The following is a 19,203-nucleotide window of genomic DNA, read 5'->3' on the forward strand; positions in this document are numbered from 1 at the left end:
GCAAGGTCGAGAGCGTCGGCCGCGACGGGTTGATGCTGTCGCACGGCCCGATCCCGTCCTTGAAGTGGGGGCCGATGATGATGGAGTTCAAGCCGCCCGCGCGCGATCTGCCGGCCGGCCTGAAGGCGGGTGAGACGGTGAGCTTCGAGTTCTTCATGGACAGCGACGGACTGCCGCAGCTCACCGCGGTGCGGCGCAGCGGGGGCGGCAAGTGATCGCTAGGCTGATCCGCTGGTCGATTGCGAACCGCTTTCTCGTGCTGATCGCGACGGCGCTGGTTGCCGCCTGGGGCGTGCTGTCGGTGCAGCGCACGCCGCTCGACGCGCTGCCCGACCTCTCCGACGTGCAGGTGATCATCCGCACCCCCTGGCCGGGCCAGGCGCCGCGCCTCGTCGAGAACCAGGTCACCTACCCGCTGACGACGACCATGCTGTCGGTGCCGGGCGCGAAGACGGTGCGCGGCTACTCGTTCTTTGGCGACAGCTTCGTCTACGTGCTGTTCGAGGACGGCACCGACCTGTACTGGGCGCGGTCACGGGTGCTGGAGTATCTGAACCAGGTGCAGTCGCGGTTGCCGGCGGGGGCCACCGCATCGCTCGGGCCCGATGCCACCGGCGTCGGCTGGATCTACCAGTACGCATTGGTAGACCGCAGCGGGCGCATGGACGTGGGACAGTTGCGCGCGCTGCAGGACTGGTTCCTGAAGTACGAGCTGAAGACCGTGCCCGACGTGGCCGAGGTGGCGACGGTGGGCGGCATGGTGCGCCAGTACCAGGTGCTGCTCGACCCGGACAAGCTGGCCGCGTACAACCTGCCGCACACACGGGTGGCCGAGGCGATCCGCAGGAACAACCAGGAAGCCGGCGGCTCGGTGCTCGAACTGGGCGAGGCCGAGTACATGGTGCGCGCAAGCGGCTACCTGCAGTCGCTCGACGACTTCCGCAAGGTGCCGCTGGTCACCACCGACGCCGGCGTCTCGGTGCGCCTGGGCGACGTGGCGCGCATCCAGGTCGGCCCCGAGATGCGGCGCGGCATCGGCGAACTCGACGGGCAGGGCGAGGCGGTGGGGGGGCGTGATCGTGATGCGCTCGGGCCGCAATGCGCTGGCGACCATCGAGGCGGTGAAGGTCAAGCTCAGCGAGTTGCAGGGCAGCCTGCCGCAAGGCGTGGAAATCGTCCCGACCTACGACCGCTCGGGCCTGATCGAACGCGCGGTGGCCAACCTGCGCGACAAGCTGGTCGAAGAGTTCATCGTCGTCGCGCTGGTGTGCTTCGCCTTTCTGTTCCACCTGCGCAGCGCCTTCGTCGCCATCGTTTCGTTGCCACTGGGCATCCTGGCCGCCTTCATCGTGATGCAGTGGCAGGGCGTCAATGCCAACATCATGTCGCTCGGCGGCATCGCCATCGCCATCGGCGCCATGGTCGACGCAGCGGTGGTGATGATCGAGAACGCGCACAAGCACCTCGAACGCTGGGCGCACGCCAACCCCGACGCGACGCTGGAAGGCGAGGCGCGCTGGAAGGTGATCGGGGACTCCGCAGCGGAGGTCGGGCCGGCACTGTTCTTCTCGCTGCTCATCATCACGCTGTCGTTCGTTCCGGTGTTCACGCTCGAGGCCCAGGAGGGACGCCTGTTCTCGCCGCTGGCGTTCACGAAGACCTACGCGATGGCGGCGTCGGCGGGCCTGGCGGTGACACTGATCCCGGTGCTGATGGGCTACCTCATCCGCGGGCGCATCCCCGCCGAGACGAAGAACCCGTTGAACCGGCTGCTGATCGCGATCTACCGGCCGCTGCTGGACGGGGTGCTGCGGGCGCCGAAGCTCACGCTGGCCATGGCCGGCGTGCTGCTCGTCGCGAGCCTGTGGCCCCTGCAGCACATCGGCGGCGAGTTCATGCCACCGCTCGACGAGGGCGACCTGCTGTACATGCCCTCGGCGCTGCCGGGCTTGTCCGCCGGCAAGGCCGTCGAGTTGCTGCAGCAGACCGACCGCCTGATCAAGACCGTGCCCGAGGTCGCCAGCGTCTACGGCAAGGCCGGCCGCGCCGAGACTGCCACCGACCCGGCGCCGCTGGAGATGTTCGAGACGACGATCCAGTTCAAGCCGAAGGACCAGTGGCGCGTCGGCATGACGCCCGACCGGCTGGTCGAGGAGCTCGACCGCATCGTCAAGGTGCCCGGCCTGGCCAACATCTGGGTGCCGCCGATCCGCAACCGCATCGACATGCTGGCCACCGGCATCAAGAGCCCGGTGGGCGTGAAGGTGGCGGGCACCGACCTGCCGACGATCGACCGCCTGACCGGCGAGATTGAGAGGGCGCTGAAGGACGTGCCCGGCGTCAGCAGCGCGCTGGCCGAGCGGCTGACCGGCGGGCGCTATGTGGACGTCACCATCGACCGCGACGCAGCGGCGCGCTTCGGCATGAGCATCGCCGACGTGCAGTCCGTCATCAGCTCAGCGGTCGGCGGCGACAACGTCGGCGGAGCGGGAGGCGAGGTGGTCGAGGGCCTGCAGCGCTTTCCGATCAACCTGCGGTATCCAAGGGAGACGCGCGACTCGCTGGACAAGCTGCGCCGGCTGCCCATCGTCAGCGAGCGCGGCGCGCGCCTGGTGCTGGGCGACGTGGCCGCCATCCGCATCACCGACGGGCCGCCGATGCTGCGCAGCGAGAACGCGCGCCTGTCCGGCTGGGTGTATGTCGACATCCGCGGGCGCGACATGCGCTCGGCGGTGCAGGACATGCAGCGCGTCGTCGGCGAGCGGGTGAAGCTTCCGCCCGGTTATTCGGTCTCCTGGTCGGGCCAGTTCGAATTCCTGGAACGTGCGACCGCGAAGCTGAAGGTTGTCGTGCCGTTCACGCTGCTGATCATCTTCGTGCTGCTGTACCTGACGTTCAAGCGCCTCGACGAGGCGCTGCTCATCATGGCGACGCTGCCGTTCGCGCTGGTCGGCGGCATCTGGCTGCTCTGGCTGCTGGGCTACAACCTGTCGGTGGCCGGTGCGGTGGGCTTCATCGCGCTGGCCGGCGTGGCGGCGGAGTTCGGCGTCATCATGCTGCTGTACCTGAAGCACGCGTGGGACGACCGCACGAAGGCGGGCCAGGCCAGCGATGCCGACCTGCTCGATGCCATCCGCGAAGGCGCGGTGCTGCGCGTGCGGCCGAAGGCCATGACGGTGGCCGTCATCCTGGGCGGCCTGCTGCCGATCATGTGGGGCGCGGGCACCGGATCGGAAGTGATGCAGCGCATTGCCGCGCCGATGGTCGGCGGCATGATCACGGCGCCGCTGCTGTCGATGCTCGTGATCCCGGCGGCCTACCGCTTGATGCGCCGTCGGCGGGCGGCGAAGCCCGAAGCGCCACACCCGGCTGGCGAAGGCGCGCCGGTTGGCGACATGGCCTGATCGCATGGCATCAAAAGTGCAAACCCTTGAGGAGCCGAACGATGAGCGACAAGACCCACTGGGATCGCGTCTACCAAAACCAGTCTGCAGAAGATGTGAGCTGGTTCCAGCCCCACGCGCAGCAGTCGCTCGACCTGATCGGCCGCATCTGCAACGGGCAATCCAGCCGCGTGATCGATGTCGGCGGCGGTGCCTCCACCTTGGTCGACGACCTGCTGGACCGCAGGACATTCCAGGTCAGCGTCCTGGACCTTTCGTCGGCGGCGCTCGACGTCGCCAAGCGCCGGCTGGGTGCACGCTCGCGCAGCGTTCAATGGCTGGTCGGCGACATTACCAACGTCGCGTTGCCGGAGCAATCGTTCGACATCTGGCACGACCGCGCGGTGTTCCACTTCCTCACCGAGCGTTCACAACGCGAAGCCTATGTTGCGCAGGTGCGCCGAGCGGTCCGACCGGGTGGCCACGTCATCGTCGCCGCGTTCGGTCCGGACGGACCCCTGCGCTGCAGCGGCCTGCCCGTCGTGCGCTTCGCCCCCCGAGGCGCTGCACGCGGAGTTCGGCGGTGCCTTCGAGTTGCTCGACCACCTCAGCGAATCGCATGTGACGCCGAGCGGCGCCGTGCAGAAGTTCGTGTATTGCCACTGCCTGGTGCATTGAGCGAGGTCGCATGCCTGCCGCGCTCGAGGTCCTCATCGACCATTGGAAATCCGACCCCCACGCAACCTACCGCAGCTGGTTTCTGTGGCCCGAGCGGCTGAAAAACTTCCGCTCGATCAGGCGAGGGCTGAACCAGGTGGTCGAGGAGATCGACCGCGGCACCTTCGGCAACGCCTATCGCGGCTCGGCGCTGGAGACGGTGGTCGAGTCGGTGGCCGAGCAGCGCCAGATCTTCAGGGGCGCCGACCACGCCTTCCTCTGGAAGCCTAAGCTGCGCATTCCGGACATCTACGAGAACGCGGACAACCAGCGCGCCTTCGCGCGGCTGCTTCACGCCTGTGATTGCTGCGACACCGCCGATGCCGTGATCGACGCCATCCGTCGCCTTGACTCGCACGCGATCAAGGGCCTGGGGCCTGCGGTGGCCAACCTGCTGTACTTCATCCACCCGACCTTGGTGCTGCCGTTCAACACCGCCATCGTGAGGGGCTACAACGCAATCACCGGTAGCAACGTCAAGCTTGGGCGCTGGGAGCACTACCTGTCCATGCGCGAAGGTGCCCTGCAGCTCAACGCCAGGCACCGCGAGCAGCTGTCCAACGACTTGCGTGCGGTCGCCGGGCTGCTGTTTGATGTGGGCAGCGGCCGCTTCGAGGCGCCGCCGCGCGCCGACGATGCTGCGGCGCAGGCGGCCTGGTTGGCCGACTTGGCGCGGGTGCGCGAAGAATCGGCGGTGCAAGCGCGGCGGGCGGCCGAGGCCCGCGACAGCGACACCACGCACACCGAGATTCAGGGCTGGCTGCGCGATCTGGGGCACGCGCTGGGTTTCGACGTGTGGATTGCGGCCAACGACCGCAGCCGCGTCTATGACGGTGCGGCGCTCGCGCACGGCTGTCTGGAACGGCTGCCAGCCGCGCTCGACGGCGCCGCCGGTGGGGTGCGCCTGATCGACGTGGTGTGGTTCGAGCGGGACGACGGCCATGCCGCGGCGGCGTTCGAGGTCGAGCATTCGACCTCAATCCACTCGGGCATCGTGCGCATGCTCGACCTCGCGCTTGGCAGCCCGATTGGCGAGCGGACCGCCTTGTTCCTGGTGGCGCCCGACGAGCGGCGCGATGAGGTGGCGCAGCAGTTGCGACGCCCTGCCTTCTCACGCGTGGCGTCGCTTGGCATCCGCTATCTACCCTATGGCGAGCTGTCGAAGCACCGCGAGTCGATGGCGCGTTTCGGCAGCGGCTTGAAGCCGGTGCTCGATGTGTCCGAACGGCTGTAGCAGGCGCGCTTCTTCAGCTCGGCTCCATTTGATCGGACTGCACTGGCCTTTCCGTCCTACTCCGACGCCACCGGCGTGGCCTACTTCTCAGCGTCAGCCGATGCCGTCGGTCAACGCTGCGCCGACTGCACCCAAGCAAGGCAGCACGATTCCTTTACTTCGCAGTTTCGATCGCGGTGACAACGATCGCGCCGTCGGCCTTTTCTGCCGTGAACATCACTTTGTCGCCGGCCTTGACCTTGTCCAGCAGTGCAGCGTCCTTGACCTGGAAGACCATGGTCATGCCGGGCATGTCCAGGTTCTTGATGTCGCCGTGCCTGAGGGTGATCTTCTTCGCTTCCTTGTCGATCTTGCGAACTTCGCCGTCGGTCATCGAGGCGGGCATGCCGTCCATCTTCATGCCGGGCATGTTCATGCCGCCCATCTTGCTGTGATCCATCGCCTGCGCGTGAGCGCTGATGGCAAACGGCACCGAGGCGGCGAAGGCCAGGGCAACGAGGAAAGGTCTGAGAGTCTTCATGGGGATTGCTCCGTAAGGGTTGTGAAAAAACTCTGCCAACGGTCACTCAATGCTTGTGTCCGCCCTGGCTGGGGGTCTTGGGCGCGCCGCCATTCTGCGCAACGTTGACCAGGCCCTTCATGCCGGCATCGTAATGGCCGGGCTGCAGACAGGCAAAGTCGACTTTGCCTGCCTTGGTGAAGCGCCAAACGACCTCGCCAGTCTTGCCCGGTGCCACGGCGACCATGTTATCGTCGGCATGTTCCATGCCTGGCATCTTCATCATCATCTCGTAGTGCTCCTTCAGTTCCTGCGGGGTGCCGAGCACCAGTTCGTGCTTGACGGCGCCGGAGTTCTTCACGACGAAGCGTACCGTCTCGCCCTGCTGTACCGTGATTTCAGCGGGCGTGAAGCGCATGTTGTCGGTCATGTCTACCTGCACCGTGCGGGTGGCCTGTGCGGCCTTGCCCGGCTCACCGACCGGGCTGCTACCGTGGCCGGGGGCTGCCATTGCCACGGATGCTGCAAGCAGCATCGGGACGAGCAGCAGCGGACGAAGGGATTTCGGGGTCATCGGAAACTCCTTATAGCGTTGGGATGCCAACCAAAGCAGCGGCATATGCCCAAGTGTGTTGAATGCCGGCCGACACAGCATGGACGAACACATTACAAGCCCGTCATCTGCCATCTGGTTTAACCAAGCGCCGCGGGGCTCCATGTCTTGAGTTCGAGCCTCCGACGGAGCGGAGGGTGTTGACCTCTGGTAGACACCCTCCACCACTGCACGGCGTAGTGAGCGCCACGCTAGAAGCTGAGAACGGGACGGGAAACGACTGCCACTTCAAGGGCTCGCAGTGCCGCCGATCGCGCATGCTGCTCCGGACCCCTGTCCAATGCCGAGACATTGCCGAAGGGAGCGGTTGAACAGATCAATGAAGGCGGTGGCTATGGACTTCTCGATCAAGGCGCTCGATCTGACCAAGCCGGCCGCGGGCATTGCACCACCCGGCGAAAAGGCGTCCGCGACCCAAGGCGGCAACTTCAAGAACGCGATGCTTAAAGCCTTGCAGGCGACCAGCGCCCTGCAGACCGAATCGGGACGGTTGAGCAAGGAGTTCTCGCTCGACAATCCGACCGTCAGCCTCGAAGAGACCATGATCGCCGGCGTCAAGTCGAGCATTGCCTTCCAGACTACTCTGCAGGTGCGCAACAAAGTCGTTCAAGCCTACACGGACATCATGAACATGCAGGTGTGAGTCATGTCACTCAATTCCCGTGGCCGTCCCGCAGCAGGCTGTCCAGGCGCGCCACCTCGTTGCCGACGGGCGTCAGCTTGCGGCCGTCTGCGGTTTCCAGTACTTCGTTCTTCTTGAAGACCCGCGGCTGGCCGAGCTTGTCCTCTCGCGCCATCTTGCCGTCCTTGAAGATGTACACGGTCGACCCGTCCTTGAGGCTGACGGCTTGCGGTGCGGACTGCTGCAGCGCGTCGCGGGCGAAAGTGGGGAGCGCCGCTCCAGCGAGCGCGGCGGTCAGGGCGATTGCGATGAGATTGAGTTTCATGGTCGGTCCTTAAAGAGTGTCGCATGGGCCTGTTTGCCGATGCGATGCCGAAGGGCATGGGATGTACTTTAGGGATGGGCGGCGGTCAGTCGGCTTTCCACTTCATGACAATCCTGCAACCTCGCCGCTTGATCGATCTGCGCCCATCGCGCCCATGGAGAATCCGGGCATGAAGATCCTTGTGGTTGAAGACGAACGGCGCGCTGCGGACTACCTGCGGCAAGGGCTGACCGAGAGCGGCTATGCCGTCGATGTAGCGCGGAACGGTGCTGATGGCCTCCACGCGGCGATGACGGGTGACCACGACCTGGTCATCCTCGACGTGATGCTGCCCGGCGTGGACGGTTTCGCGGTTCTGTCCGCGGTGCGCACGGCCAAGCAGATGCCGGTTCTGATGCTCACCGCCCGTGGACAGACGGATGACAAGGTGCGTGGCTTCGACCTCGGTGCCGACGACTACCTGGTCAAGCCCTTCCAGTTCCCCGAGTTGCTGGCCCGGATAAGGGCACTGCTCAAGCGCGGTAGGCCGGAGCAAGTCGATCTCGTACAGCGCATCGCCGACCTTGAAGTCGACCCGATTCGCCACCGCGCCGTTCGTGCAGGCCATCGCATCGAACTCACGGCCAAGGAGTTTGCGCTGCTCGCGCTGCTCGTGCAGCGCACAGGCGAGGTGCTGTCGCGCACCGAGATCGCGTCTCTCGTCTGGGACATCCATTTCGATTCCGAGACGAACGTCGTAGACGTGGCGATCCGGCGCCTGCGTGCCAAAGTGGATGAGCCATTCAAGACCAGGCTGATCCACACGGTGCGTGGTGTCGGTTATGTGCTCGAAGAGCGCCCGGAAGCATGACCATCGCCGCCTGGCAATTGCGACTCGCCGAGGCGCCGCTCGCTGTGCGCTTCGCGCTGGCTGTTGGAGTGTTCGGCGTGGTCGTTGCGGGCGCAGCTGCAGGCCTGGGTTACTGGGGTCTGTCGCGTCAACTGGACGCCCGTCTGGACGCTGAACTGGCGGGCAAACAAAGCTTGCTGCAGCATGTTCTGTCCGAGATTCCGAGCGTAGAGCAGATTCCTGCGAACGGACATCGGTTTGGGGATCTGCTGATCGGGCACAAGGGCCTTCACCTTGCGGTCGTCGATCCCCGCACGGACCACCTGCTGGCAACCTTTTCGGCGACCGCCGCGGAGTCCTTGTCCCGAATAAAGGATGCTGTGAGCACCGCGACGCTTCGTTGGCAAGGCCCCGACAAAAAGCGCTACGTGTCTGTTTCCGGTCCTGCCGCGGTTGGCGACGGGCAGGCAGTTCGGGTCGTGTTGTCGCTGGACTTGGATGAAGATCAACAACTCAAGAGCGGAATCGTCGGCGCTACATTGCTGACGTTGCCAGTGCTGCTGGCCCTGGTCGTGCTCGGCACCTGGGTAGTCGCCCGGACCAGCCTAGCCCCCTTGAACCGGCTGACCTCCGTCGCCTCTCACGTCACGACGCACAACCTCCGGCAACGCATCGAACCGCGGGGTCTGCCGGCAGAACTCAGGATGCTGGCGCTTGGCCTCAATGCCATGCTCGACCGAATCGATGCGGGTGTGCATCGCCTATCGGAGTTTTCTGCCGACCTGGCGCACGAGATGCGCACGCCCGTGGCCACCTTGCTTGGTCGCACGCAAGTCGCGCTGTCGCAATCGCGTTCGATCGACGACTTGCGTGAAGTGCTGGCCGGCAACGTCGAAGAACTGGACAGGCTGACGCGGTTGATTGCCGACATGCTGTTCCTGGCGCGCGCCGAAGAAGGGGATCTGGCGTCTACGCGCGCGGATGTTGACTTGGCAGGCGAGGCCGCCAAGGTGGCCGAGTTCCTGTCCGTCGTGGCCGACGAGAGAGACGTCCGAGTGGAAGTGACCGGCAGCGCGACTGTCCGAGCCGATCAACTCCTGGTGGAGCGGGCGATCACCAATCTACTGACAAACGCGATACGACACGCTGACGCGCACAGTACCGTGACCATCAATACCCGAATGAACGGTGATAGCGTCGTCGTCGATGTGTCGAACGGTGGCCCGGGCATTCCAGCGCACCAGCTCACGTGCATATTCGACCGCTTTGTTAGGCTGGACACTGGGCGCGACCGAAGCGGGGGGGCCGGCACTGGGCTGGGCTTGGCGATCGTCAAGTCAATCATGCGCCTCCATGGCGGGGACGTCGAAGTCACAAGCGAGCTGAACGGGACGACGACCTTCTCACTTGTGTTCCCTCTTCAATCCAGGGCAGGCACTGGCTGACGACTATGTTCAGTACAACTAGAAGTTAGGCACGGTCGTTGCTGACAGACCCGCCTGGCCTTCAGGATTAGCCGACATGACGATCGACCATCAACGGCGCCGCTTCTCGATCGGAGTGGGCCTTGCGACCTGCGGGGTGGCCGCGGGCGGGTTCGCTGCACAACGCGCTGCGGCCCAAGCGCCTGATGGCCGGCCCGCGAGCGGCGCCCCGCCCATGCTCTCGGGCACCGAGTTCGACCTGAGCATTGGGACCACTGCTGTCAACTTTACCGGTGCCCAACGCACAGCGATCACGGTCAACGGCTCGTTGCCTGCGCCGGTGCTGCGCTGGAAGCAGGGCACCACGGTGACGATGCGTGTCACCAACACGCTGGCTGAGGCGACGTCGATTCATTGGCATGGCCTGCTGCTGCCGTTCCGCATGGATGGCGTGCCGGGCATCAGCTTCGATGGCATCCGGCCTGGGGAGACCTTTGTCTACCGCTTTCCGGTGGTGCAGAGCGGTACCTACTGGTATCACAGCCACAGCGCGTTTCAGGAGCAGCTCGGGCTGTACGGGCCTATCGTCATCGACCCCGAAGGCGCTAACCCGGTGACAAGTGACCGCGAGCATGTGATGTTTCTGAGTGACTGGACGGACGAGACGCCGGAGCGGCTGTTCGCGAAGCTGAAGATCCAGTCCGATTACTACAACTTCCAGGTGCCGACAGTCGGCGACTTCATGCGCGACATGTCGCAGATGGGCTGGAAAGCGGCATGGGCTCGGCGCAAGGAATGGAACCAGATGCGGATGAGCCCGACCGACACCGTCGATGTGTCATCGGCAGCCTACACCTACCTCGTCAACGGCCATCCGCCGACATCAAATTGGACCGCCATTGCGCGCCCCGGCGAGCGCGTGCGGTTGCGTTTCGTCAACGGCTCGGCGTCGAGCATCTTCGACGTGCGCATCCCCGGGCTGCCGATGACGGTCGTGGCCACCGACGGACAGGACGTTCAGCCGGTGACGGTGGACGAGTTCCGCATCTCGACCGCCGAAACCTATGACGTGATCGTGCAACTGCCCGAGGAGCGCGCGTACACGGTCTTCGTGCAGTCGATCGACCGCATGGGCTATGCGCGGGCCACGCTCGCGCCTCACGCCGGCCTGCAGGCCGAGGTGCCGCCGCTGGACCCACGCACCTGGCTGACGATGGCCGACATGGGCATGGGCGGCATGAAGATGGACGCCGGCATGCCGGGCATGAGCGACATGCAAGGCGGCGGGAAGCAGGGTATGCAAGGCATGCAGGGCATGGGCGGCGGCTCCGTCCGCAGCGCTGACAAGGCAGCTTCCACTGCGGCTGCGCCCGACTCCGGCGCTGGTGCCGGGCACGACATGTCGTCGATGCCTGGCATGCGGGGCATGCCGGCGCCAGGCGGGCATCGCATGGACGGCATGCAGGAAAAGAACCTCGCCCCTGCCGCTGCGGCTTCTGCTGCTTCCGCGTCAAAGCAGGCAGCGGCGCGCGCGGGACACGACATGTCGTCTATGCCCGGTATGCAAGGCGGCAGCATGCAGGGCATGCAGGGCATGCAAGGCAGCGACATGGGTGCGATGAAAATGGAGCAGCCCAGCGTCGCCATCGACAACCGCGCGATGAACCCCGGGCCTTCAGTCAACGACCCAGGCCCGCGGCTGCGCGACAACGGCCGCCGCGTGCTGGTCTACGCCGACCTGCACACCGTCGGCGGGCCGATCGATCCGCGGCCACCAGGGCGCGAGATCGTGCTTCGCCTGACCGGCAACATGCGCCGCTTCATCTGGGGATTCGACGGCAAGAAGTACTCGGAGGCCGAGCCGATCCGGCTGCGTTTCGGCGAGCGCGTGCGCATCACGCTGATCAACGACACCATGATGTCGCACCCGATCCACCTGCACGGCATGTGGAGCGAGGTCGAGGACGCCGACGGCCAATTCCTGGTGCGCAAGCACACCGTCAACGTCAACCCGGGCAGCCGCTTGAGCTACCGCGTGAGCGTCGATGCGCCCGGCCAGTGGGCATTCCACTGCCATCTGCTCTATCACATGGAGTCCGGCATGTTCAGGAAGGTGGTGGTCGAATGAACCCGCACAGCGCGCAGGGAAGGGGCCTCGTTCCCGCGATCGCCGCAGCGGCGCTGCTGACAGCGGCTTCGGCCATTGCGCAGCAAGGGCCTGCTGGCATGGGCGGCATGGGTGGCATGGGCGGCGGGATGGGGAGGGGCATGCCGATGCCGAGCCGCGACACCCCGGCGGTCACGCCCGGCCGGCCCAGCTCCCCGGCCGCGTCACGCGCCGACGGCGAGGTCCCCATGGCGACCAACACCCGCGGCCCCATGTCGTCACCGGTGTCCGATGACATGTCATTTGGTCAGGTGCTGATCGACGAGTTCGAGTACGGCCGCGCACGGGGCGGAGCGAATGCGCTCTCTTGGAACGCCCAAGCCTGGTACGGCCGCGATTACAACCGCGTCTGGCTGAAGGCACGGGGCGAGCGGCAGGACGGCCGCACCCAGGACGCGAGTGCGGACCTGTTGTGGTCCAAGCCGGTCGCGACGTTCTGGGACCTGCAGGCCGGCATTCGCCGCGATTTCGGGCAAGGGTCGCAGCGCACCTGGGGCGCCTTTGGCGTGCAGGGCCTAGCGCCCTACTTCTTCAACATCGAGGCGACGGCATACTTCGCCCGCAGCCGGGCCGCCGCGCGCCTGCGGGCCCAGTATGACTTCGTGCTCACACAGCGCATGTTCCTGACGCCCGAGATTGAGGCAGACCTATACAGCCGCTCGGAGCCGGCGGCCGGCATCGGCAGCGGCTTGTCGAGCGTGAACACTGGGCTGCGGCTGCGCTACGAGATACGCCGCGAGTTCGCGCCGTACATCGGCCTGTCGCGGTCGTGGCTCGCGGGCAATACCGCTGAACTGGCGCGTGCCGCAGGCGAGCGCACCTCAGAGCTGCGCTGGGTTGCGGGGGTGCGCATTTGGTTCTGAAAGCGACCGCAGCGCGGCGTCAGCGCCGCCCCTCTACTTGTTCACGCTCAGCCACTTGTCGATCTGCGCGATCTCCTTCTGCTGCTCGGCGATGGTCTTGCGCGCCATTGCCTTCATCTCGGGCGATTTGCCGTTCTCAACTTCCGCCTTTGCCATGTCGATTGCCAGTTGGTGATGCGTGCGCATCAGCATAGCGAAGTCCTTGTCGGTATCGCCGCTGAACTGCATTGACTGCATCTTTTGCATGCCGCCCAACATCTGCTCGTGCATCTGCCGCGAGCCCGAACCCATCGGCGCCGCGGCGCTTTGAGCCAGCACGAGGCTGCTGGAAAGCAACAGCGTCGTCAGGCCGGCAACAGAGGGAAGTGAAAAGAGGTTCATGAGCAGTCCTGTTGAAGCGTCGAAGACGCGATCAGCGGTTGTCTTGGCCGCCGCCTCGGGGCCCATCGTCGCGGGGTTGCAGTGGGTCGAGGCCCCGGAACGGCTGGAAGTCGACGATGCCGAAGTGCTTTTTCAGCTCCGTGCGCATCATCTGGATGTCGGCGGTCTGGTTGTGCCAGGCCATGTTGCACTCACGGCGCAGGTCCTCATGAGCGAGGTCGGTGCCCGTCACGCAGCCGTTCACTGGCTCCAGCAGCATGTAGTGGTGACGGCTGAAGCTTTCATAGAAGGACCGGTTGAAAGCGGCGCCTGCAGGCGTCCGCTCAAGGACCGCGATCGCGGCCCTGCCGTCCTCCCGCAGGCGAGGCTGGTGGTCTACACCGTACCAATCGCGCAGGAAGCGCTGCATCGTCATGATTTCCTCGCGCTGCATGCGGTTGTTGCGCCGTGCCAGCGACTTGAGATCGTCCAGCGTCGCCTTGGCCGGCGTTGCGCCAAACCCCGGGGTTGGCGCCGTGCCCTCGGACGCTGCGATGTCCGGCGAACGCTGCATGTCAGTGCCGGCGGCCAGTTCGGTCATGCGAAGAGCCGAGTAGTGGTGGTCGATCGTCAGCTTCATGAACTCGATCTCGAAGCGGGCCGTGCGTCCCTGCCCCGGCGAGTCGGCAACGGCGGGCACCTGGGCGAAGGCGAGTGCCAAGGCGCTCACGAGGGTGGTCAGCAATTTCATGAAAATCCCCATGCCACCGGCCGACTTGCGGCCGGCGGCGGTGCGTGAATCGGAACGGATTGGGCCTCAAGCCGCCATCGCGCGGCATTGTTCAGCGCAGCGACGGCAGGCTGCTGCGCAGGCCTGGCAGTGGTCCATCGTGTGCTTGGCGCACTCGTCGGCGCAGGCTTGGCAGACCTGCGCACACTGCTCGCATAGCTGCTTCGCGAACTCGCTGCCGCGCGCCATGAAGCCGGCGGCAAGCCGGCAGATCGCGGCACAGTCGGCATCGAGCGCGATGCAGCGCGCCATCATCTGCACGTCCTGCTCCTGCAGGCACGACGCGAAGCAGTGGTCGCACGCCGTTGCGCAGGCGTTGCAGGCCTCGATGCAGGCTTGGTGAATCTCGTGGGGCATGAAGATCTCCTGGTTGGAAGCCATCCGCCTGCGGCGACGGCTGCTGAGGTGGATGAAGGGACGCTACTCGAGCCCGTTGCATCCAAGGTGGGGCAAATGACGCGCCCTCCCTCGCCGGAAAGGCGACCTCTCCCGCTCTCAGTCCACCCGCGCCGCCCGCAGCCGCAGCGCATTGCCGATCACGCTGACCGACGACAGCGCCATCGCTGCCGCGGCCACCACCGGTGAGAGCAGCAGGCCGAAGAACGGGTACAGCACCCCCGCTGCCAGCGGGATGCCGGCCACGTTGTAGGCGAAGGACAGGAACAGGTTCTGCCGGATGTTGCGCATCGTCGCCGCCGAGAGCCGCTGGGCGCGCACGATGCCGAGCAGGTCGCCCTTCAGCAGCGTGACGCCGGCACTTTCCATCGCCACGTCGGTGCCGGTGCCCATCGCGATGCCGACGTCGGCGGCGGCCAGTGCGGGCGCGTCGTTGACGCCGTCACCCGCCATCGCGACAACGCGGCCCTCACGCTGCAGGCGCTGCACGACCGCGGCCTTGTCTTCGGGAAAGACTTCGGCGATGACTTCGTCGATGTCGAGTTCGCGACCAACGGCCTCGGCGGTGGTCTTGCTGTCGCCCGTCAGCATGACGACGCGGACACCGGCCGCCTTCAGCGCCAGGATCGCCCGCGCCGTGGTCGGCTTGACCGGGTCGGCGATCGCGACGAAGCCAGCGAGGCGGCCGTCGATGGCGACGAAGACGACCGACGCCGCCTTTGCGCGCTGCGCCTCGGCCCCGGCCGACAGCGCGGCCACGTCGACCCACTGCTCGGCGAGGAACTTCGCGCTGCCGGACGCGACGGCCTGGCCTTCGACCGTCCCGACCACGCCCTTGCCGACCGGCGAATCGAAGTCGGCCACCTCGGCCAGTCGCAGCCCGCGTTCATGTGCCGCGCCGACGATCGCCATCGCCAGCGGATGCTCACTCGCGCGCTCGACGCTCGCCAGCTGGCGCAGCAGCTCGTCCGAGTCGAAGCCCGGTGCCGGCTCGACGTGCACGACCTTCGGTTTGCCTTCGGTCAGCGTGCCGGTCTTGTCCACCACCAGCGTGTCGATCTTCTCCAGGCGTTCCAGCGCCTCGGCGTCGCGGATCAGCACGCCGTTCTGCGCGCCCTTGCCGACGCCGACCATGATCGACATCGGCGTCGCCAGGCCCAGCGCGCAGGGGCAGGCGATGATCAGCACGGCGACTGCGGTGATCAGCGCGTAGGAGAACGCAGGGCTCGGCCCCCAGACGAGCCACACCGCAAAGGTCAGCAGCGCGACGACGATGACCACCGGCACGAACCAGCCGGCCACCTGATCGGCCATGCGCTGGATCGGCGCGCGGCTGCGCTGCGCCGAGGCGACCATGTGCACGATCTGCGCGAGCAGGGTGTCGGCGCCGACCTTTTCGCCGCGCATGACGAAGCCGCCGGTCTGGTTCAGCGTGCCCGCGGTCACCTTCGCGCCGGGCGCCTTCGGCACCGGCATCGGCTCGCCGGTGACCATCGACTCGTCGACCGTGCCCTTGCCTTCGGTCAACTCGCCGTCGACCGGTACCTTCTCACCGGGGCGCACCCGCAGCCGGTCGCCGGCGGTGATGGTGTCGATCGGCACCGTCTCGTCGCTGCCGTCGGCGGCCACCTTGACCGCGGTCTTCGGCGCCAGGTCGAGCAGGGCGCGGATGGCGCCCGAGGTCTTCTCGCGCGCCCGCAACTCAAGCACCTGCCCCAGCAGCACCAGCACGGTGATGACGGCCGCCGCCTCGAAGTACACCGCGACGGCGCCGCCCATGCCGCGGAACTGCACCGGGAACAGCCCGGGAGCGACGGTGGCAACGAGGCTGTACAGCCACGCGGCGCCGGTGCCGAGCGCGATCAGGGTGAACATGTTCAGGCTGCGGTGCTGCACCGAGGCGGCACCGCGCACGAAGAACGGCCAGCCGGCCCACAGCACGACGGGCGAAGCGAAGAGCAACTGCAGCCAGTTGCCGAGCCGCGGTGAGACGACGCGATGCAGGTCGAACAGGTGCGAGCCCATCTCCAGCAGCACCACCGGCAGGGTCATGGCAAGCCCGATCCAGAACCGGTGCGTCATGTCGGTCAGTTCGGGGCTCGGCCCGGTGTCGGCGGTGGCCAGCACCGGCTCCAGCGCCATGCCGCAGATGGGGCAGTTGCCGGGCCCGATCTGGCGCACCTGCGGGTGCATCGGGCAGGTGTACTCGGCTTGGCCGCCAGCATGGCCGGCCTGCGTCTTCGCCGACGTGTCCTGGGGGGCGTGGTGGTGGTGCTGGGCAGGGTGGGTGTGGTCGCCACCGTGGTGGTTGCGTTCGTGCTGCATGGCCGGCTCTCCGTCCGGTGCTAGACGACCGGCACCGGCGTGTAGCCGGCGTCGCGGATGGCATCGCCGAGCTCGCTCGCGTCCGACGCCGCCGGTTCGATGCGCACGAGGTGCTGGCGCAGATCGATCTCGACCCGCGCCTGCGGGTCGGCGTCCTTCAGCGCCTTGGTGAGGGTGCTGGCGCAATGGCCGCAGGTCATGTCGGAAACTTGGAATGTGATCACCGCAGAGCTCCAGTCAGGGGGTTTGAGAAAGGCACACTCTCATCCTTTCCAATGTGGGAATGTCAAGCGGTACAGACATAACACCCTACAGACAGAAAAGGCATGCAGCGCGACGGCTTGACCTTGCCAGCTTGGTAAGGTTGAACATTGCTTTCCTCTTGATCGACCCGGATGCCATTTCATGATCCCCGCCGCAGCAGCCAAACCCGACACCGTGTCTCTGACGATCTCCGGCATGACCTGTGCCTCCTGCGTGGCGCGGGTCGAAAAGGCGCTGCTGAAGGTGCCGGGCGTCGTCTCCGCATCGGTCAACCTGGCCACGGAGAAGGCCACCATCAATGGGCTGGTGACCGCCAGGCACGCGGCGCTGATTGCCGCAGTCGAGAAGGCGGGCTACGCGGCGCAGTGCTCGGACGAAGCGCGGGCGCCGGTGGACAGCCGATGGCCATCCTGGTGGCCGGTGGCGGCCAGCGCCGTCCTGACGCTGCCGCTGGTCGCGCCGATGCTGCTGCAGCTCTTCGGCATCGACGCCATGCTCGACGGTTGGCTGCAGCTCGCGCTGGCCACGCCGGTGCAGTTCTGGCTCGGCGCGGGCTTCTACCGTGCCGGCTGGAAGGCGTTGCGCGCCGGCAGCGGCAACATGGACCTGCTGGTCGCGCTGGGCACGTCGGCCGCCTATGGCTTGTCGCTTGTGCTGCTGTGGCAGCACGGGGCGCACGGCATGCCGCACCTGTACTTCGAGGCCTCGGCGGCGGTCATCACGCTGGTGCTGCTGGGCAAGTGGCTGGAGCAGCGCGCCAAGCACCAGACGGCCGATGCCATCCGCGTGTTGAACGCGTTGCGCCCGGTGACGGCCCGTGTGCGGCGCCACGGTGTGGAAGCCGAGGTGGCCCTGGCCGACCTGGTGGTGAACGACCTCGTGGTCGTCCGGCCGGGGGACCGTGTCGCGGTCGATGGCGAGATCGTCGAGGGGCGCAGCCACATCGACGAGTCGCTGATCACCGGCGAGAGCCTGCCGGTCGCCAAGGGCGTGGCCGACAAGGTGACCGGCGGCTCGGTCAACGCCGAAGGCCTGCTGCTGGTGCGCGCGACGGCGATCGGCGCGGAGACGACGCTGGCGCGCATCATCCGCCTCGTCGAATCCGCCCAGGCTGCGAAGGCGCCGATCCAGCGCATTGTCGATCGGGTGAGCGCGGTCTTCGTGCCGGTGGTGCTGGGCATCGCGCTCCTCACCTTCCTCGGCTGGCTTGCGGCGGGCGGCGGCTGGCAGCCGGCCCTCATGAACGCGGTGGCGGTGCTGGTCATCGCCTGCCCGTGTGCGCTCGGGCTGGCCACACCCACCGCCATCATGGCCGGCACCGGCGTGGCGGCGCGGCGCGGCATCCTGATCAAGGACGCCGAAGCCCTGGAGGTGGCGCATGGCGTGACGGTGGTCGCTTTCGACAAGACCGGCACGCTGACCCAAGGCAGGCCGACGCTGGCCGCCATCGTCGCGGCGCCCGGGGTGGCGCGCGACGACGTGCTGCGCGGCGCGGCGGCGTTACAGGCCGCCAGCTCGCACCCGCTGGCCACTGCGGTGCTGGACCGCGCGCGCGGCGATGGGCTGGTGTTCGACGGCGCCGTGGAGGTGCAAGCGCTGCCGGGGCGCGGCGTCGAAGGGCGCATCGGCACTGCCCGCCTCGCGCTCGGCAGCACCCGGCTGCTGCGCGAGCGCAACCTCGATGCTGGCGCGCTCAATGCCGACGCCGAGCGCTTCGAGCGCGACGGCAGGACCGTCTCCTGGTTGCTGCGCGATGTTGGCGACGCGGGCACCGGCGCGGCCGTGCTCGGACTGCTGGCCTTTGGCGACACCATCAAGCCCACCGCCCGCACGGCCGTCGAACGGCTCCATGCACTCGGCATCCGCACTGTGATGCTGACCGGTGACAACCGCGGCAGCGCCGCCGCGGTCGCCCGAGAACTCGGCATCGCCGACGTGCGCGCCGAGGTGCTGCCGGCCGACAAGGCTGCGGCGGTGAGCGGGCTGCGCGCGGGTGGCGACGTCGTGGCGTTCGTCGGCGACGGGCTCAACGACGGGCCTGCGCTCGCCGCGGCGTCCTGCGGCTTTGCCATGGCCGGCGGCGCGGACGTGGCCACCGAAACCGCCGGCATCACGCTGATGCGCGGCGATCCGCGCCTGGTCGCCGACTCGCTCGACATCTCGCGTCGCACCTACGCGAAGATCCAGCAGAACCTGTGGTGGGCCTTCGGCTACAACGTGCTCGGCATTCCGCTGGCTGCGCTCGGCCTGCTGAACCCCGTCATCGCCGGGGCCGCGATGGCGTTCAGCAGCGTCAGCGTCGTGATGAACGCGCTGACCCTGCGCCGCTGGCGCGGCTCGGCGGTGGACGCGGTCTCCCTTCCGGTCCCAACGGTAGGAGCAACTGGATGAC

16 protein-coding genes and 2 pseudogenes are annotated in these 19,203 nt (G+C 66.9%); 10 read left to right on the top strand and 8 right to left on the bottom strand.

Annotated features, from left to right (window positions below; genetic code table 11):
• Positions 1-32 precede the first annotated feature (32 nt).
• The 4 genes and pseudogenes from LRS07_RS22420 to LRS07_RS05110 all read left to right on the top strand — a co-directional run bounded on the left by LRS07_RS22420 (position 33) and on the right by LRS07_RS05110 (position 5,334).
• The gene (locus LRS07_RS22420) at positions 33-215 is read left to right on the top strand and encodes a copper-binding protein (protein WP_509909128.1); all 183 of its coding nucleotides are present in this window, start codon (positions 33-35) and stop codon (positions 213-215) included.
• A pseudogene (locus LRS07_RS05100) lies at positions 212-3,404 on the top strand (efflux RND transporter permease subunit). Before LRS07_RS22420 ends, LRS07_RS05100 begins: the two are co-directional and overlap by 4 nt.
• 41 nt (positions 3,405-3,445) lie before the next feature.
• The gene (locus tag LRS07_RS05105) at positions 3,446-4,162 is read left to right on the top strand and encodes a class I SAM-dependent methyltransferase (protein WP_312028358.1); all 717 of its coding nucleotides are present in this window, start codon (positions 3,446-3,448) and stop codon (positions 4,160-4,162) included.
• Positions 4,072-5,334, top strand: coding sequence for a type II restriction enzyme NmeDI-related protein (locus LRS07_RS05110; protein ID WP_260500910.1), 1,263 nt, complete (start codon positions 4,072-4,074; stop codon positions 5,332-5,334). The genes LRS07_RS05105 and LRS07_RS05110 overlap by 91 nt, the downstream gene beginning before the upstream one ends.
• Positions 5,335-5,488: 154 nt before the next feature.
• On the opposite strand, the gene LRS07_RS05115 is transcribed toward LRS07_RS05110, so the two are convergent.
• Both LRS07_RS05115 and LRS07_RS05120 read right to left on the bottom strand, forming a co-directional pair.
• Positions 5,489-5,854: a copper-binding protein gene (locus LRS07_RS05115; RefSeq protein ID WP_409450600.1), complete on the bottom strand. Its 366-nt coding sequence runs from the start codon at positions 5,852-5,854 to the stop codon at positions 5,489-5,491.
• Positions 5,855-5,900: 46 nt separating this feature from the next.
• A complete protein-coding gene (locus LRS07_RS05120; protein WP_409450601.1) occupies positions 5,901-6,407 on the bottom strand; it encodes a cupredoxin domain-containing protein in 507 nt (168 codons plus the stop codon).
• Between the two features lie 373 nt (positions 6,408-6,780).
• Between LRS07_RS05120 and fliE the strand changes: the two genes are divergently transcribed.
• Positions 6,781-7,089 carry a flagellar hook-basal body complex protein FliE gene (gene fliE, locus LRS07_RS05125; protein ID WP_260500911.1) on the top strand — a complete coding sequence of 103 codons (309 nt, stop codon included), beginning with the start codon at positions 6,781-6,783 and terminating at the stop codon, positions 7,087-7,089.
• A gap of 10 nt (positions 7,090-7,099) precedes the next feature.
• On the opposite strand, the gene LRS07_RS05130 is transcribed toward fliE, so the two are convergent.
• Positions 7,100-7,393 (bottom strand): CopK family periplasmic copper-binding protein, encoded by a 294-nt coding sequence (locus tag LRS07_RS05130; RefSeq protein ID WP_260500912.1) that lies wholly within the window; start codon positions 7,391-7,393, stop codon positions 7,100-7,102.
• 169 nt (positions 7,394-7,562) lie between these two features.
• On the opposite strand from LRS07_RS05130, the gene LRS07_RS05135 reads away from it, so the two are divergent.
• The 4 genes from LRS07_RS05135 (at position 7,563) to LRS07_RS05150 (ending at position 12,676) form a co-directional block, all read left to right on the top strand.
• A complete protein-coding gene (locus LRS07_RS05135) occupies positions 7,563-8,243 on the top strand; it encodes a heavy metal response regulator transcription factor (protein ID WP_260500913.1) in 681 nt (226 codons plus the stop codon).
• Positions 8,240-9,667, top strand: a complete 1,428-nt coding sequence (locus tag LRS07_RS05140; RefSeq protein WP_260500914.1) for a heavy metal sensor histidine kinase — start codon at positions 8,240-8,242, stop codon at positions 9,665-9,667. The genes LRS07_RS05135 and LRS07_RS05140 overlap by 4 nt, the downstream gene beginning before the upstream one ends.
• A 76-nt stretch (positions 9,668-9,743) precedes the next feature.
• On the top strand, positions 9,744-11,774 hold the full coding sequence (locus tag LRS07_RS05145; protein WP_260500915.1) for a copper resistance system multicopper oxidase: 2,031 nt from the start codon (positions 9,744-9,746) through the stop codon (positions 11,772-11,774).
• On the top strand, positions 11,771-12,676 hold the full coding sequence (locus LRS07_RS05150; RefSeq protein ID WP_260500916.1) for a copper resistance protein B: 906 nt from the start codon (positions 11,771-11,773) through the stop codon (positions 12,674-12,676). The genes LRS07_RS05145 and LRS07_RS05150 overlap by 4 nt, the downstream gene beginning before the upstream one ends.
• Positions 12,677-12,709: 33 nt before the next feature.
• Here LRS07_RS05150 and LRS07_RS05155 read toward each other — a convergent pair whose 3' ends face one another.
• The 5 genes from LRS07_RS05155 to LRS07_RS05175 form a co-directional block, all read right to left on the bottom strand.
• Complete coding sequence (locus LRS07_RS05155) at positions 12,710-13,123, bottom strand: DUF305 domain-containing protein (RefSeq protein ID WP_260500917.1); 414 nt, start codon at positions 13,121-13,123, stop codon at positions 12,710-12,712.
• On the bottom strand, positions 13,089-13,787 hold the full coding sequence (locus LRS07_RS05160; RefSeq protein WP_260500918.1) for a DUF305 domain-containing protein: 699 nt from the start codon (positions 13,785-13,787) through the stop codon (positions 13,089-13,091). Before LRS07_RS05160 ends, LRS07_RS05155 begins: the two co-directional genes overlap by 35 nt.
• A gap of 66 nt (positions 13,788-13,853) precedes the next feature.
• The gene (locus tag LRS07_RS05165; protein WP_260500919.1) at positions 13,854-14,183 is read right to left on the bottom strand and encodes a four-helix bundle copper-binding protein; all 330 of its coding nucleotides are present in this window, start codon (positions 14,181-14,183) and stop codon (positions 13,854-13,856) included.
• A 138-nt stretch (positions 14,184-14,321) separates the two neighbouring features.
• Positions 14,322-16,547 (bottom strand): copper-transporting P-type ATPase, encoded by a 2,226-nt coding sequence (locus LRS07_RS05170; RefSeq protein WP_260500920.1) that lies wholly within the window; start codon positions 16,545-16,547, stop codon positions 14,322-14,324.
• A gap of 20 nt (positions 16,548-16,567) precedes the next feature.
• Positions 16,568-16,747, bottom strand: coding sequence for a heavy-metal-associated domain-containing protein (locus LRS07_RS05175; protein ID WP_409450602.1), 180 nt, complete (start codon positions 16,745-16,747; stop codon positions 16,568-16,570).
• A 238-nt stretch (positions 16,748-16,985) separates the two neighbouring features.
• Between LRS07_RS05175 and LRS07_RS05180 the strand changes: the two are divergent.
• Positions 16,986-19,202: pseudogene (locus LRS07_RS05180) on the top strand (heavy metal translocating P-type ATPase); the annotation flags it as partial.
• Between the last annotated feature and the right edge of the window lies 1 nt (position 19,203).

Source organism: Aquabacterium sp. J223, assembly GCF_024666615.1.
In the GTDB taxonomy this organism is placed as follows: domain Bacteria; phylum Pseudomonadota; class Gammaproteobacteria; order Burkholderiales; family Burkholderiaceae_C; genus J223.